The following is a 16,632-nucleotide window of genomic DNA, read 5'->3' on the forward strand; positions in this document are numbered from 1 at the left end:
AAAGACAAATTAAACGCGTTATGCAACTGAAAACTTTCGCAATCCTATTATCCTCAGCTTGCCTGTTGGCTTCGTGTAAGTCTAACAAAAGCGCCGGAAAATCATCCGTTACCGGCTGGAGCTACAACGACAAGAAAATGGGTGGCTACCAGGTAGCCAAGTCCAAGGAGCAAGGCACCGGCCCGGGTCTCGTATTCGTTCCCGGTGGTACGTTCACCATGGGTCAGACCGAGGAAGACGTTATGGGCGACTGGAACAACATTCCCCGCCGCGTTACGGTTCCCGCCTTCTACATGGACCGCACCGAGGTGGCCAACGTACACTACCGCGAGTACCTCTTCTGGCTCAACCGCCTCTTCCCCTCCGACGTTCCGGAAAACAAAAAAATCACCGATGCCGCCCTGCCGGATACTCTTGTATGGCGCAGCGAGCTTTCCTACAACGAGCCCCTCGTTGAATATTATTTCCGTCACCCCGGCTTCAACGACTACCCGGTTGTTGGTGTGAGCTGGAAGCAGGCCCACGACTTCTGCCTGTGGCGTACGGACCGCGTGAATGAGAATATCCTCATCCAGAAGAAGTACGTGAACAAGCAGGGCATCATGCAGCAGCAGGGTAATGCCGAAGGCGAGTCGCAGATCTTCACCACGAAGTCGTACCTCCTTGGTCTCTACCAGGCGCAGCCCGGAACGATGGCCCGCAGCAAAAAGAACCCCCTGAAGACCCCGCAGGGCCAGCCCCGCTCCAACGTAACGATGGAAGACGGTCTGCTCCTCCCCGACTACCGCCTGCCTTTCGAGGCGGAGTGGGAATATGCCGCCTATGGTTATGTAGCCAACAACCCCCGCCCCTCCAAGAAGGAAGGCAAGCGCGGCGAAGAGCTCGTGACCAACAAGCAGGTGTACCCCTGGACGGCCAACATGAACTATAGCGGCCTCCGCGAAACGAAGCACGGCTCCTGGCATGGCCAGTTCCTCGCCAACTTCAAGCGCGGCTCGGGCGACAACGCCGGTGTGGCCGGTGGCCTGAACGACCGCGCCATCTACACGGCCCCGGTAAACTCCTTCTACCCTAACGGTTTCGGCCTCTACAACATGGCCGGTAACGTAAGCGAGTGGGTTGCCGACGTGTATCGCCCCATGACCAACCTGGATGCCGACGACGTAGCTCCCTTCCGTGGTAACAAATTCATGAAGCTCTATAAGAATGCGAGCGGCGAAGCCGAGATCGATTCGCTGGGCCGCGTGAAGATGACCGCTGTTACCGACGAGGAGAGCAAGAACCGCCGCAACTACCAGCGCGGTAACGTGATTAACTTCCTCGATGGTGACTCCCTGTCGGATGCCTCCTACGGCTACGGCAAGACCACCCTCGTTTCCGACAAGAGCCGTGTGTACAAAGGCGGCAGCTGGAACGACCGTGCTTACTGGCTGAGCCCCGGCGCCCGCCGCTACATGGAAGAAGACCAGGCCTCGAGCATGATCGGTTTCCGTTGCGCCATGGACCGCATGGGTTCGCCCGAAGGCAATGGCCGCAAAACCGGTAACTACTGGAAACAAAGAAAACAAAAGCGCTAAGCGATAAACTGTCTTTCCGAAAGCCCCTCCCAGCGAGGGGCTTTTCGTTTACCGGCCATTCGACAAATCCTGAACCTTCTAAACCTCATGAACCTCCTAAACCTTCTAAACCCATCACCCGTTCCCCACCAGCACATTACCTTTGAAACATGCCGACGATCGAAGAGCTGTACTCACTTTACCGCAAGCATCCCTCCATTCAAACCGATACCCGCAAGCTGCAGCCGGGCGACCTGTATTTCGCGCTGAAAGGCCCGAATTTCAACGGCAACGCTTTTGTGCCCCAGGCCCTTGCGGCCGGCGCCGCCGCCTGTGTCATCGACGAGGAGGCACATGCTGTGCCGGGGAAGACTTTCCTGGTAGAGGATGTACTGACGGCGCTCCAGGAACTGGCGCTGCAGCACCGCAAGCAGTTCCGGATACCCTTCCTGGCCATCACCGGCTCTAACGGAAAGACAACCAGCAAGGAACTGATCCACGCCGTGCTCGCGGCGCAGTACCGCACCTACACCACCGAAGGGAATCTCAACAACCATATCGGCGTTCCGCTGACGATCCTGAAGATCCGCGACGATGCCGAATACGCCATCATCGAGATGGGCGCCAACCACCAGCAGGAGATCGCCTCCTACTGCCGCTACGCGCTGCCTACGCACGGGCTCATCACCAATTGCGGCAAGGCCCACCTAGAGGGCTTTGGCGGGGAGGAAGGCGTACGCAAGGGCAAGGGCGAGCTGTTCGATCACCTGCGTGCGGCACAGGGCACGGCCTTCGTGATGTGGGATTACGACTACCTGCGGAGCATGAGCCGCGGCATCCCGACCATCGTTACTTATGGTACGACGGATGCCGATTACGAGGGCGAGGCCGTTCGTTCGGACCCGTTCTTATCGGTGCGCTTCCACAAGGGCTTTGACGGAACGATCGACACGCAGTTGGTCGGCGCCTACAACCTGCCCAACGTTCTGGCCGCTGTTGCCGTGGGCCGTCACTTTGCCGTAGCGCCCGAAAAGATCCGCCAGGCGCTCGAAGCCTATACGCCTTCGAACAGCCGCTCGCAGCTCGTGGAGAAGGGCACGAACCGCATCATCCTCGATGCGTACAATGCCAACCCGAGTAGCATGAAACTTGCCGTGGAAAACTTCGCGAAGGCCGCTGCTGCAACGAAAGTGCTGGTGTTGGGCGCGATGGCCGAACTGGGCCCCGAGAGCCTGCAGGAGCACAGCGCCCTCGCCGGGCTTATCGGCAGTTACCCCTGGAAGGAAGTGCTGCTTGTGGGCGGCGATTTTCAAAAGATCGACCATCCCTACCGGCGCTTTGCCACGGCTGCCGAGGCCGGCGAATGGCTGCGGGAGCAAGGCTTCCGGAACGCCAGCTTCCTGGTAAAAGGTTCGCGGAGCACCGGTATGGAAAAGGTATTGGACTATCTCTAATAACAACGTGTATGGATGCTGTGAAGCCGCACCGCGGCTACCTGGCCACTGTTTTTGGATGCTACTGTCCGCGCTGCCGCGAGGGCAAGCTCTTTGTACATCCCCTCAGCTTCCGGCGCCTCCGCAGCCTCATGCAGATGCACGAGCGCTGTCCCGTGTGCGGGCAACTCACCGACATCGAAGTGGGCTTTTATTATGGAACCGGCTACGTGAGCTATTTCATCGCCATCTTCCTGAGCGTGGCCACGCTGCTCGTGTGGTGGCTGCTCATCGGCTTTTCGTTTCACGACAACCGGTTCCTCATCTGGATCACCGGCAACAGCCTGCTGCTGGCGTTGCTGCAGCCCTGGCTGATGCGCTTTTCGCGTAGCCTCTGGCTGTCGTGGTTCGTGCATTACGACCCGAACTGGCGCGAGCACCCGCCCGAGGAAGGCGAGCGCATCAACCGCGACCAGATGGGCAACTGGTAAACCTATTAGGGCGTACCTTGACCGCGTGAAACCGTATCTCCTCATCGGGCTCCTCACCCTCCTCTCCTGCCAGGCTCCCATGACCAAAACACATGTCTTTCGTCTCAAGCCCGGTACCGACCTGCGGCGCGAGCTCCAGTCTTTTGCCACGCGCAACGCCATCGACGCAGGATGGATCGTGACCTGCGTGGGCAGCCTCACCGACTATAATATACGCTTTGCCAATCAGCCAGAGGGCAGCAAGGGCTCGGGCCACTTCGAGATCGTAAGCCTCACGGGCACGCTCGCCCGCAGCGGTGTGCACATTCACATCAGCCTCAGCGACAGCAGCGGCCATACCATCGGAGGCCACCTGCTCGAGGGCAACCGTATTTATACAACCGCCGAGATCGTAGTCCAGGAAGACCCGTCACTTGTCTTCACAAGAGAGAAAGACGGAACCACGCCCTGGGAAGAACTCCAGGTAAAGAAGAAAGACGGTCATTGACCCATCTACTACAAAGGGCTCGCAACGCGAGCCCTTTGAATTCCCCCAAAACCTCCCAAAACCTTTCAAAACTTTTCTGCCCCTTCTACAACGCCACCGGGCAGCGCACCTTCGCCGAGGAGCTGTTCTTGATGTTGAGGAAAGAGCTGTAGCTGAGCGAAAGCTCGAATCCACCGCGCATCTGCGAGGCCTTGACCAGCTTGCTTACGTTCACGTCGTAGGTAAGCCCGATCGACAGCTTGTAGTAATCGAGCTTGATCACCGGCACCACGGCATCGTTCCAGCGGTAGAAGCTGCCGAAGGAGAAGGCCATCCCGAAGTCATCATCCTCCTCGAGCAGGTAGTGGCGGTACAGCACACCACCCTGTGCCTGGTGATGGCCGCCCTGCAGGAAGAAGTCGCCGTAGAGCACAAGGCGGTTGCGGTCGGCAACCGGCGCCGACAGACCCGCATTGACGAAGATCTTCTGGTTGAGACGCACGTCGTTTGCGGCATCGAAGGCCACGCGCGGCTGGTTGAAGTGAAAGATGGCCAGCCCCGCGTAATAGCGCACGTCGTAGCCCATGGTGCTGCTGTAGGCCACGCCGGCGCCCGCGTCGAGGTAAGTGACGTTGGAGCCGGGAAGGCGCTGCCGCGTGGGGTTCGTGGGGCTGTACGCGCCGTTCACGAACTGGTCGGAAAACGTCAGCGCCGTGGCGTCGTAGCGCTGCTGCACAAAGCCGCCGATAAAGCCCGCCGACAGGTACGCGTCCTTATCGATGTTGAGCGACTTATGAAACGTCAGCGCCGGGAGGAGCTGCGTGCGACTCAGCTTCGAGTCGCCGGCCTCGTCGTTGGTGATCTGGCCGCCCAGCGTAAGATAATTCTCCGAAGAGCCGATGCCAAAGCGCATCTCGGTGCCGAGCGCCATGGTGCGGTAGGGCGTAGTTACACTCCCCCATTGGTTGCGGTAGACGCCGGTAGCTTTGAAATCGCCACGGAAAGAGCCCGCCAACGCCGGGTTGCGGAGCAGCGGCAGCTCGTAAAACTGGGAAAAGTTGATATCCTGCGCCTGCGCGCCAACCGACAGCGCAAGGGTCATACACAGCAAGAGCTTTTTCATTCACCTCATTTTAGAATGGTTACGTTGCCTTTATAGGTATAGGGTGTGCCGTTCTCGCACAGTACTTCTACGGTATACACATACACGTCGGGGGCCGCGGGGTGGCCGATCACGCGCCCGTCCCAGCCAAAGCGCGGGTCGTTGGGCGGCACCTCGTTCTTTTCGAACACGAGCTCGCCCCAGCGGTTGAATACCCGGAAGGTCTTCACGCGGAGAATGCCGCTGCCCTGCACCATGAACACATCGTTGACCCCGTCGCCGTCGGGACTGAAAGCGTTGGGAAGGAACACCTGCGCATCCTTGCAGAAAGCGCGGATCACGAGGCTGTCGGTAGCGCTGCAGCCGTAGAAGGTGGTTACCCGCACAGTGTACACGACATTGTTGCGGATCGTTGCCGTTGGCAGCGGGCAGTTGCCGCAGCTGAGATCGGCGGTCGGCGACCAGGTCCAATCCCGGATGGGTCCATTGGTGATCGTGGTCACGAGCGGGCGCAGGGTACCCGTTGCAAGCTGCAGGTCGGGACCGAGGTTGACCGTGGGGTAATTGCCCACCGCTACGAGTACGTAGGCCGTGTCGTTGTAGCAGTTCCAGCCGTCGTAGCCCACAACCTGGTAGCGCGTTGTAACGGGCGGCGTTGCCATCGGGTTCGGGATTGAGTCGTTATCGAGGTACTGATCGGGGCGCCACACGTAGGAAGCCGCTCCAGTTGCAAGCAGCTGCACCGCATCACCCACGCAGATGCTGTCGTCGGGCGATACGCTCATGTGAATGGGCCCGTGCACCGTAATAACCACGGTATCGTAGCCGGGGCACCCGAAGCTGTTGGTACCGGTAACGAGGTAGGGCGTGGTACCGTTGGGTGTGGCCACCGGGTTGGGGCAGCTGCTGCAGCTAAGCCCCTGTATGGGCGACCAGCCCCATTGCACGACGCCGTTGCCCGTGGCATTGAGCTGCGTGGAGCGACCGAGGCAAAGGTCCTGGCTGGGCGAAGCGGTGACCACCGGTGTCGGACGAACGGTGAGGTCGAGACGAGCCGTATCGAAGCAACCGTTGGCCGTGCCTGCAACAAGACGGATCGCGTAGGTGCCCGGCGCCGTGAACGTCGGCGTGAAGAGGTTGGCCGACGATTGCACGGTTCCATTAACGGACCATTCGTAGAGCGTAATTGGGTCAACGGACTGCACATTGGCGAGCAGCGTTGCCGGGATACCGGAACAGGCCTGCGGCGGGGCCGAGATGGCAGCCGTCGGGATACCCGATACGGTTACGTTGAGCACGCGCAGCACCGTGTCGGAGCAGCCGCTGCCGGAGAATACGATCTCGCGGATGTTGTACGCGCCGCTGCTGCTGTAGCCGTGCCGCACGAGCGGACCACTGCCGGTAGTGCCATCACCAAAATCCCATTCGATACGGCTGATCCCGAAGAAGACATTCGACGTATCGCGGAAGGTCACATCCGTGGAGCCGCAGCTGCGGTTTTGCGTTGCTGTGTAGCCGGCCACGATCCGGTCGACCCTGATGGTATCGACACCCGGAAGCAGCAGGTGACAGCCTGCCGTGGAGGCAAGCGTTACCGACGGTACATAGAGGCCGGGGTTCGGATAGGTATGGAAGGCAACATGCTGCAGGGTAGCCTGCGTGCTGCCATCGCCGAAGTTCCAGATGAGCGTATCGGTGCCCGACACCGTCGCGTCGAAGCGCACGGAGCGACCGCCGCAGATATAGCCCGAGTTGTAGGTGAAGCTGCCCGCCGGGGCGTCGATGCGCACGCGGCGCAGGGCCGAATAGGTACAGCCGCCAGGCGAGACGCTCGTAAGCGTTGCGATATAGATACCCGCCTGCTGGTAGGTATGCGTCACGACATTGCCCGTAGCGCTGCTGCCATCGCCGAAATCCCAGGTGCTGGCGGAGGACGGCTGGTTGGGATTGCTGAACGTAACCGTGAAGGGCACGCAGCGGGAAATGGAATCGCTCAGGCTGATGCCGCCGGGGAGACCGGCAACCACGAGCACCGGCACCGTGAGTGAGTCGGAGCATACATTGCCCGGGGCATTGAAGCGGTAGGCAATGAGCTTTACATCATACGTGCTGGCGACGCTGTAGGCGTGGGCCGGGCTCGTAAGCGTTGATTGTGCTCCGTCGCCGAACTGCCAGAGGTACGAGCTGGCACCGTTGCTGCTGTTGTTGGTAAAGTGAATGCTGTCGCCCAGGCAAACGGTGAGCCGGTCGGCACTGAAGGCGGCAACCGGTTTCGGAAACACCTCGATGGCCAGGGTCATCGTTGTATCGGTACAGCCGTTGAAGGCCGTCAGCCGCACGTTGTAGATGCCGGCCGCGAGGAATGTGTGCGTTACCGTATCGACACCGCGCGTTGTATTCAGTGTATTGCCGTCGGCAAAATCCCAATGGAAGCCGGTAGCGCCAAGTGTATTGTTGATGAACTGAACGCTGTGCGGGGCGCATCCGTTTTGCTGCGTGCCATTTACAGCCATCAGCAGGCGGATGGGGTTCGGCGACACGACTATGGCATAGGTAGCGGTGTCGGAGCCGCAGTTGTTCACCGCCGCGAGCTTCACGTAGAAGGTGTCCTGAACTCCCGTGTTGAATACATGCGTCACCGGGCTGCGATCGGGCGATGATGTATTGGGTGTACCATCGTCCCAGATCCAGGTATACGTGGCCCCGATGCCGAGCGAGGTGTTGGTAAGGACCACGCGCATCGGCGAGCAGCCCGTTGTGTGATCGGGTGTGAAAAGTGCTTTGGGTTTGGAGGAAACCGCTACGGGCTTCGTCACGATCACTGTATCACACTCGTTGTAGGCCATCAGCTTCACCTGGTACACCGTATCGCCAAACGTCGGGTTCGGGGGGAACACGATGGCACCGGGCTGCATGTTGCCGGAGCTCTGCCCCTGGCCGAAGTTCCACTGGTACTGGAAGTCCGCGGCATACGGCGTGTTGTTGACGACTTGCACCGACAAGGGTCCGCAACCGCCGGAAGGCGTCAGCGAGAACTCGGGATGCGGCAGTTTATAGGTGTAGAAGCGGAAGGCCGTACTATCGGGCTTGCAGCCGAAGGCCGATGTCACCATCAATTTGATGTCGATCGAATCGTATTCGTTGGCGATCGTGTAGCCGGGGAAGGGCAACCCGGTACCGATCGGCGCCCCGTTGGCAAACCAGTTATATACGCCGTTGGCGTTCGGGTAGGGCACGAGGCCCAGCACCTGCGGCGAGATGAGGAAGGGCGGACAGGCCGTTGTATCGGTGGGCGCCAGCCGCGCACGCGCATCGGGGTTCACCGTTACAACCGCATCGAAAGGAGCACCGACGCAACCACCGGCAGTACCCGATTTCGGGGTCACCGAATAGGTAAGCGTGGCAGGCGCTACGCCCGCATTCGCCAGCTGCTGGCTGATGTTCGGAGCAGCTGACGGCTGCGCTGCCCCGCCCGTTACGGCGTTGATCGGCGCACTTGAAGGCGTCGTCCACGTATACGTGCTGCCTGCGGGAACAATTACCGAGGGAGCATTATTTACAGGATCGATCAGGAATGTGCCACCCGTACAGATCGTTGCCGTCTGCGTCGGGATCACCGGCTTTGCCTGCACAGTCACCGTTACGTTGAAGGTGCTGTTCGAGCAATTGGATGCCGAGGGGCGAACAACGTATACCATTGAAGCGGTAGCATTGCTGTTGTTCACAAGCGTACCGCTGATGTCCGGCTGGTTGTTCAGGGCCACTCCTCCGGAAATAACTCCGGCGGGCGTCGGCTGCGGCAGCACCCAGCTGTAGGTGGTGCCCGCCGGTGCATTGGGCGGGTTCACAAGGAAGGCATCGCCCGAGCAGATCGTCGCTGCCTGGTCGCTGAGGGTAGGTTGCGGCTTCACGAGCACCGTTACGGTGAAGGGCGCACCGGCACAATGATCAGCATTGCCCGACGTGGGTGTGACGAGGTACTGCGCCGTGGCGTTCTGGATCGTGTTGTTGAACAGAACGTCGGTGATCGAAGAAGCAGCCGTTTGCGAGCTTCCACCCGTGATGGCTCCCGGAGGGTTGCTCGACGGAGACGCCCAGGCATAGGTGCTGCCTTGCGGAACGATCGTGCCCGGTGCGGCGTTCTGCGGGCTCAGGTTGAAGGAGGAACCGGAGCAAATCGTTGTATTTAGGTCGCCGATCACGGGCTTCGGATGCACCGTAATGGTCACCGCAAAGGCATCGCCCGTGCAGCCAGCCGTGGCCGGCGTGACGGAATAGGTAACCGTGGCCTGCTGGTTCGTCGCATTGGTCAGCAGCTGCCCGATATGGTCCTGCCCGCTTTGTGCGGACCCGTTCGTCACCGCATTGAGCGGGCTCGACGTGGGCGCGTTCCAGCTATACAGCGTACCGGCCGGAATGATCGTTGCCGGTGCGGCATTCGCCGGCTGGAAGTTGAACGTTTGCCCACTGCAGATGGCATCGGTGAGGGCCGGCACTTTTGGTGTCGGCAGCACCGTGACCCGGAAATGAAAGGGCGTGCCGGTGCAGCTCCCCGACTTCGGCGTCAGCAGGTAGTCCGCAGATTGCGCCACATTGGTCGGGTTGATCAGCGTCGCGGTTAGCTGCGCCAGGTCGGTGCCGTCGGTGCCGCCAAGCAAGCCTCCGGTAACCGTGGGCGCGGCCCAGCTATAGGTGCTGTTGCCCGGAACGATATCGGGCAACGTGTTATCCGGACGAAGAGTAAACGCAGTACCGCTACATACGCTCAGCGTTTTGTCGGCGAGGAGCGGGCGCGGACGCACCTGCACCGTCACAGGGAAGGCGTCGCCGGCGCAGGCACCGGGAGCGGTGGACGTGGGCGTAACCTGGTAGGTGACCGTGGCCAAAGCATTGGTTCCGTTGTTAAGCAGCTCGCCGATGTTGGGGCGGCCGCTCTGCGCCGTGCCGGTCACCGCGCCGGTGGGGCTCACCGAAGGCTGGCCCCAGCTATAGGTCGTCGTAACCGGCACGATCGTGCCGGCCGCTGTGCCGTTCTGCGGATCGAGCAGGAAGGATTCCCCGCTGCAGATGTCGGCGCTCAGGCTTCCGATGACCGGTTTCGGATTCACCGTTACGGTAACCGTAAACGCGCTGTTGCCACAGGACCCGGCGGTGGGCGTCACCGAATACAGCAGCGTGGCGGGTACATTCGTGTTGTTGGTCAGCGTTTGCCCGATGCTGCCCTGGTTCGATTGGAGCGACCCGCCGGTGATGGCGTTGGCGGGACTGCTTTGGGGCAGGGTCCAGCTGTAATTCGTATTGGACGGCACACCGGGCGGGCGGATATCGAAAGCGGTTCCGCTGCAGATGGCCGTATCCTGCGGCCCGATCCCGGGCTGCGGGTTCACCGTTACCACCAGGCGGAAGGAATCGCCCACGCAGTGGCCGGCGGCACCCGACACGGGTGCGATGGTATAGGTGGCGGTTTGTACGTCTGTAGTGGGGTTGCCGAGGCTGCCCCCGATAGAGGCCGCATTGCTGCCGGCCTGGCCGCTGGTAAGGCCACCCGTCACAACCGGCGCATTCCAGCTGTAGCTCGTCGGCGCGGGCACGATCTGCGCCGGGGCCGTGTTGGGCGGTGCCAGGTTGAAGGCGGCGCCCGAGCAGGTGGTCAGCGCCGTGTCGCGCAGCTTCGGCCGCGGGTTCACCGTAAACGACACGGTGAAGTCCGGCCCGACGCAGTCGCCCGAATGTGGCGTGACCGTATACGTGAGCGTCGCCGGTGCGTTGCTGCTGTTCGCCAGCGTGTGCCCGATGGAGGTGGCGCCGGGGAGCGCCTGCAGCGCATCGCCGCTGATCGCGTTGGACGGATCGGAGGGCGTGCCCCAGGTATACAGCGTTCCGGCGGGAATGCTGTTGGTGGCAGGGATTCCGTGCTGCGGGGTTACGAGGAAGGAACCGCCGCTGCACAACGTATCGAAATAATTGGTCACCGAAGCCTTCGGGTTGACGGTGACCGTTATAGTGAAGTCGTTGCCGGTGCAGCCATTGCTGACGGGCGTTACGGTATACACAAGGTTGGCCGCCGCATTGGTGGCATTCACCAGCGATTCGCCGATGCTGGTAACGCCGCTGCTTTGCGCGTTGCCCGTGAGCACGCCCGCCGGGTTGCTTTGCGGCGCCGGCCAGGTATAGGTGGTGCCGGAGGGCACATTGCCCGGCGTTACACTGAAGGCATTGCCCGAACAGATCGCCTGCTGCACCGGTGCCAGCACGGGCTTCGGCTTCACCACTACTTTGATCGTAAAGTCGGCACCCGTACAGCTGCCCGACTTCGGCGTCACGGTATAGGTCACCGTTGCATTCGACGTACCGTTGTTGGTTAGCTGCTGGCTGATGATGCCGTTGGTGGAGCTGCCATCCACGGCGCCGCCCACCGGGCTCGTGCTGCTCACGGTCCAGGTATAGGTGCTGTTGGCCGGAACGATCACAGCGGGAGCCACACCGTTGGCGGGCTGCACCGAAATAACATCGCCCGAGCAGATGTCGGCGAGGGTGTAGTTGTTGATCGCCGGCTTCGGATCCACATTGATGGTGATGGTGAAGCTGCCGTTGCCGCAGGTGCCTGCCGTGGGTGCCACGGTGTATTGCACCGATGCCGCGGCATTGGTGGTGTTGGTCAGGGTTTCGTTGATGGCACTGATACCATTCGCACTGGTGGTGACGCCGGTCACGGCTCCCGAGGGGGTCACCGCCGGAGGGGTCGTCCAGCTATAGTTCGTGCCCGAAGGAACACCGGAGGGCGTCACGTTGATAGGGTCGCCGCTACAGGTGCTGCGCGTGAAGCTCGAGATGCCCGGCTGCGGGTTCACCGATACGGTTACCGTAAACGGATCGCCGCTGCAGCCCCCCAGCGCCACCGGCGCCTGGGGCGTCACCGAATAGGTAGCGGTGGCATTCGAAGAAGTGCCGTTGGTGAGGAACTGCCCGATGCTGTTGCTGGGCGTGTTCTGTGCGCCCCCATTGCTGATCGCGTTCACCGGGTCGATCTGCGGCGCGCCCCAGATGTAGGTCGTACCGGCCGGAACGATCGTTGTCGGCGCGTTGTTCAGGGGGTTCACATGGAAGCTGTCGTTGCTGCAGATGCTCGCCGTCAGCGGGCCGATCTTCGGCTTCGGGTTCACCGTGATCGTAAAGGCAGCGGCCGTGCCCGAGCAGGCACCGATCTTGGGCGTTACCGAAAGCGAGGCGACCAGCGGAGTGTTGGTGCTGTTCAACGTCGTGAAGCTGCTGATGTCGCCGGCTCCGCTCGCCGCAATACCGATACTATTGTCGCTGTTGGTCCAGGCATAGCTGGTGCCTGCGCTGCTGCCGCCGAAGCTGATGGCGGTGGTGGACGTTCCCACGCAACGGGTTTGGCTCGTAACCGGGTTCACGGTCGGTGTGGGATGTACCTTGATGGTAAAGCTGCGTGCGGTACCGGTGCAGGTCGGATCAGTGCCGTTGGTCTTCTTCGGCGTCACCGTAATGGTTGCCGTTACATCGCTGCTGCCGTTGTTGATCGCGTTAAAGGACGCGATGCTGCCGGAGCCGCTGGCTGCCAGGCCGATGGACGGCAGATCGTTGGTCCACTCGTAATCGGCGCCGTTGACTGCGCCACTGAAGCTGACGGCCGTGGAGGCGGCGCCGTTGCACAGCTCCTGGTTGCTGATGGCAGTAACGGTAGGTGTAGGATTCACCGTGATGCTGAAGGCCTTTGTGCCGCCGGTGCAGGTTTGACCCGCGTTGCTATAGGAAGGCGTGACAACGAAGTTGCCTGTTGCCGCGGAACTGCCTGTGTTGGTGGCGGTGAAGGAAGCGATAGAGGTGCCGCTGCCGCTGCTGCCCAAACCGATGGTGCCGTTGCTGTTGGTCCAGTTGTAGGTGCTGCCGCTCACACTACCGCTGAACGAAATGGCTGCCGTTGCGCTGCCGTTGCAGAGCGTCTGGCTGCTGATGGCGTCCGCGGAGGGTGTGGGGTTGACGGTGATGGTGAAGGTGCGGGTGCTGCCGTTGCAACCCAGTCCGCCATTGTTATAGGTAGCCGTTACCGTAATGGTGGCCGTTGCGGGCGCATTGCCGGTATTGGTCGCCGTAAAGGCGGCGATGGATCCATTGCCGCTGGCGGCAAGCCCGATGGCCGTGTTGCTGTTGGTCCAGCTGACGTCGGTTCCCGCAGGCGTGGCACTGAGGCTGATGGCGCCGCTGCTGCTTCCGTTGCAATAGGTGCGATCGCTCACGCTGCTCAGGGTAGCACCGGGCACCACCGAAACGGTAACGGTAAAGGCCGTTCCCGGGCAGCCATCTGCTGTCGGGGTAACGGAATACGCCACCTGCTGCACCGAGCTGCCGCTGTTGTTGAGCGTGCCGCTGATGCTGGAGGCGGCCGTGCCGGAGCCGGCGCCCGTCACGCCCGCGGGCATCGACGGGGTGCTCCAGGTGTAAGTGCTGTTGGCGGGCACGATCGTGGCACCGTCCAGCGGCGTTACGGTGAAGGTGGCGCCGCTGCAGATCGATGCGCTCGCATTTTGCACATTGGGCTTCGGCTTAACGGTAACGGTGAGGGTGAAGGCGGCGCCGCTGCAGCCGTCGGCCGTTGGCGTCACCGTATACACCACGTTCACCGCTGTGCTTCCACTGTTGATGAGGGTTTGAGAAATACTGCTTTGATTGTTTTTATCGGATGCGCCGCTGACCGATGCGGGTGCACTTACCGTCCACGAATAGGTAAGACCCGATGAAGGCACTATGTTCGGCGCTGTGCCGGAGGGACTAAACGTGAAAGCCGTGCCGCTGCACGTAGAAACCGAGGCGTTGGCGATCGACGGCTTCGGCTTCACCGTCACTTTGAAATTGAAAGCGCTTCCGGCGCAGCCATCGGCCTTGGGAGTTACCGAATAAGTGGCCGTCACCGCCGAAGCGATGCTGTTCGTCAGCGTTCCGGTCAGTGAGGTTTGATCCGTGCCGGATTGAAAGACGCTGAGCTGTGTCGGTGTGGTGGGTGCCGGCCAGGTATACGTCGTGTTGGACGGAACGATCGAGCCGAGCGGACGTCCGGCCGAGGGAGTGAAGGCAAACGACCCTTCGCTGCAGATGGAGACCGTGGTATCGGTGATGGCGGGTTTGGGCTTCACGGTGATAGTGAAGACATCTTGCTTGGTACAGGTGCCTTTGGTTGCCGTAACCGTGATATTGGCCACCTGATTCACCGCTGTGTTATTAACCGCATTGAACGAGGCAATGTTCGTGTTGCCGCTGCTCGATGACAATCCGATTGTTGTATTGTCATTCGTCCAACTGAAAGTGGTTCCAGCCAGCGTGCTGCTGAAGGTCAACGGTCCGGTGGCGGCGCCCGGGCATAGCGACAGCGAAGCAGGGACCGTCAGATCGGGTGTTTGATTTACGGCAAAACTTTTCGTCGCATTGGTCAGGCCACATTCATTGGAAACATCCAGGTTGACAGAATAAGTGCCGGCTGCACCATAGGATACAGTGCCCGGGTTTGCGCCAGTTCCTGTGGCGGGCGATCCGCTTGGAAAACTCCAGGAATAGGTCAGCGCGCCGGTACCGCAATTGGTCACAGTCGCCCTCGGCGTGATGGTCGCCGGCACGCAACGGTCGGAGATCGCGTTGATGGATACCGTCGGTGGCCCCTTGACGATCACGTCTTTCGTATAGGTGCTGGTGGTACACGCATTCGTAACCGAAAGCTTTATGGTATAGGTACCCGGATTCGCGAATGTGAAACTTGGGTTGAGTGAGGAAGCAGTTGAACCGCCGGCAAAGCTCCAGGAGCTGGAGGCCCCGCAATTGGTGGCCTGGTAGGTAACGCTCCAGCTATAGGTTGCGGCCACACACTGCGTAAGCGTATTGGAGGTGTTTGTAGTGGTAACAGAACCACCTTTGCAAATCGAAGCGTCGCTGATTGTGAATGAAGAGGAAGGTTGGGGAACGATGCAGATGGTATTGTAAAAAGTGTCCTTACCACAAGATCCTTGAGCAATCAATCGGATGTCGTAAGTACCAATAGCTGTATAAGTATGCGTCGGATTCTCCGCCGTAGAAGTCCCGCCATCGCCAAAAGTCCACTCGTAAAAAGTTTCTCTGCTACAGGACCCTTCGTTGTAAGCGGCTATAGACGTGTTAGTAAACGAGACAGAGGTGTTTACACATGCACTTGGTGGATTTGAGAACTTTGCCTTAGGCTTTTTAAAAATGGTGATATTGTCTACGGTCGCAGTTGTTGACTTACAACCGTTTGTAGCTGTAACTTTTACGACAAATTGCTGATTCGGAGAGTTGCAGGAAGTCGTATCGAACAGGTGGAAAATATTTGGGGGCGAAGGAAGTGCCCCGGTATGCCATACAGTATCTAAACTCCCATCACCGAACGACCATGTGTAGTACGTACCATCTGAGTTTAGATTATAATTCGTCAGATTAAAAAAGAAACCGATCGGCGCACATCCGGTCGTATTACCGGAAGCCCCGATACCGACAGCGGGATTTGACTGGTTAACGACTTTATATGTCTTTGAATTGGTGCAACCATTATCGCTTTGCGCTGTCACCGTAATCGTAAACTCTCGAATCGAAGTGTATGTATGTGGAATTGAAAAGGTAGATGTAGTTACAACACTTTGTGAACTTCCATCACCCCAATCGATTGTATAAGAAGTGATACACGAACTGCTCGGCGAGGTATTTTCTACGACAACTTGAAAATTTGGGTTTGCCGCTGATGGATTGTGGCTACAGTTATTGAATTGACTGAATGGGTTCTGCGCGTCCTTGACTGTAACATCAGGCTTCTTCTTAACCCGTACCGGGTGTCCGACACTGGCGATACAACCTTTGCTGTCGGTAATCTTCAGAGCTACCGTTGAATCAACAAAGCCGCAGCCCAGAGCAGGATTGAAGACTTTCGTCGGGTTAGCCGCACCTGAGGTCACACCGTTACCGAAGTCCCATGAATAGGTATACGGCGTGGTGCCACCACTTGGCTGGGAGGTAAAACCAACGTTGGTGCCCGCGCAACTGTTGTCGTTCGAAAAGGTGAAGTCAATGCTTGGGTTCGGGTTTACGGTCACCGTAACCGTGTCGTAATGAACGACGGTTGTGCCGCTCGTTACAACAACACTGTACGAGCCGCTTGTGCTGGCGGTATAAGTCGCCGACGTGGCGCCGATAATATCCGTGTTATTCCTGGTCCATTGGTAGGCTACAGCGGGCAGACCGGGCACACTTGCTGTGAGCAGCGCAGTTCCTCCCTGGCAAAATGCTGTATCACGCGGAGTGATGGTATATCCGGCATCCAGTGTCCGGGAGATATTCCGCGAAGACCCCGGTGACCGGTCACGTAATTTTTTCGGCTGTGCAAAGCTGGTCAGCCCCAATATCAGGAATAGGAAAAACAGGAGAGCGCGTCTCATAAGCGGTTCAGTTGGTGGTATTCGAAAAAAAAGCAGTTGGTTGTTCAGCGGAAACTGGCTTACAAAATAACGAAACTCTGCCGTTGAACGGGCAGGAAAGGGCCATCAACTGGCAAAAAAGCTGGATAAGGGAG

6 protein-coding genes are annotated in these 16,632 nt (G+C 59.7%); 4 read left to right on the forward strand and 2 right to left on the reverse strand.

From position 1 onward, the window contains the following. The first annotated feature begins 65 nt into the window (after positions 1–65). From ACYU7Z_RS08480 to ACYU7Z_RS08495, 4 genes are all read left to right on the forward strand, one after another. Positions 66–1,577: an SUMF1/EgtB/PvdO family nonheme iron enzyme gene (locus ACYU7Z_RS08480; protein WP_460569373.1), complete on the forward strand. Its 1,512-nt coding sequence runs from the start codon at positions 66–68 to the stop codon at positions 1,575–1,577. Positions 1,578–1,726: 149 nt separating this feature from the next. Continuing rightward, positions 1,727–3,010 carry a UDP-N-acetylmuramoyl-tripeptide--D-alanyl-D-alanine ligase gene (locus tag ACYU7Z_RS08485; protein WP_460569375.1) on the forward strand — a complete coding sequence of 428 codons (1,284 nt, stop codon included), beginning with the start codon at positions 1,727–1,729 and terminating at the stop codon, positions 3,008–3,010. 11 nt (positions 3,011–3,021) lie between these two features. After that, positions 3,022–3,480 carry a DUF983 domain-containing protein gene (locus tag ACYU7Z_RS08490; protein WP_460569377.1) on the forward strand — a complete coding sequence of 153 codons (459 nt, stop codon included), beginning with the start codon at positions 3,022–3,024 and terminating at the stop codon, positions 3,478–3,480. 25 nt (positions 3,481–3,505) lie between these two features. Next, positions 3,506–3,967 (forward strand): PPC domain-containing DNA-binding protein, encoded by a 462-nt coding sequence (locus ACYU7Z_RS08495; protein ID WP_460569379.1) that lies wholly within the window; start codon positions 3,506–3,508, stop codon positions 3,965–3,967. An 85-nt stretch (positions 3,968–4,052) separates the two neighbouring features. Here ACYU7Z_RS08495 and ACYU7Z_RS08500 read toward each other — a convergent pair whose 3' ends face one another. Both ACYU7Z_RS08500 and ACYU7Z_RS08505 read right to left on the reverse strand, forming a co-directional pair. After that, positions 4,053–5,069 (reverse strand): PorP/SprF family type IX secretion system membrane protein, encoded by a 1,017-nt coding sequence (locus ACYU7Z_RS08500; RefSeq protein ID WP_460569381.1) that lies wholly within the window; start codon positions 5,067–5,069, stop codon positions 4,053–4,055. A 5-nt stretch (positions 5,070–5,074) separates the two neighbouring features. Beyond that, the gene (locus ACYU7Z_RS08505) at positions 5,075–16,498 is read right to left on the reverse strand and encodes a PKD-like domain-containing protein (RefSeq protein WP_460569383.1); all 11,424 of its coding nucleotides are present in this window, start codon (positions 16,496–16,498) and stop codon (positions 5,075–5,077) included. Positions 16,499–16,632: the final 134 nt, after the last annotated feature.

It is taken from the genome of Flaviaestuariibacter terrae, assembly GCF_054777635.1.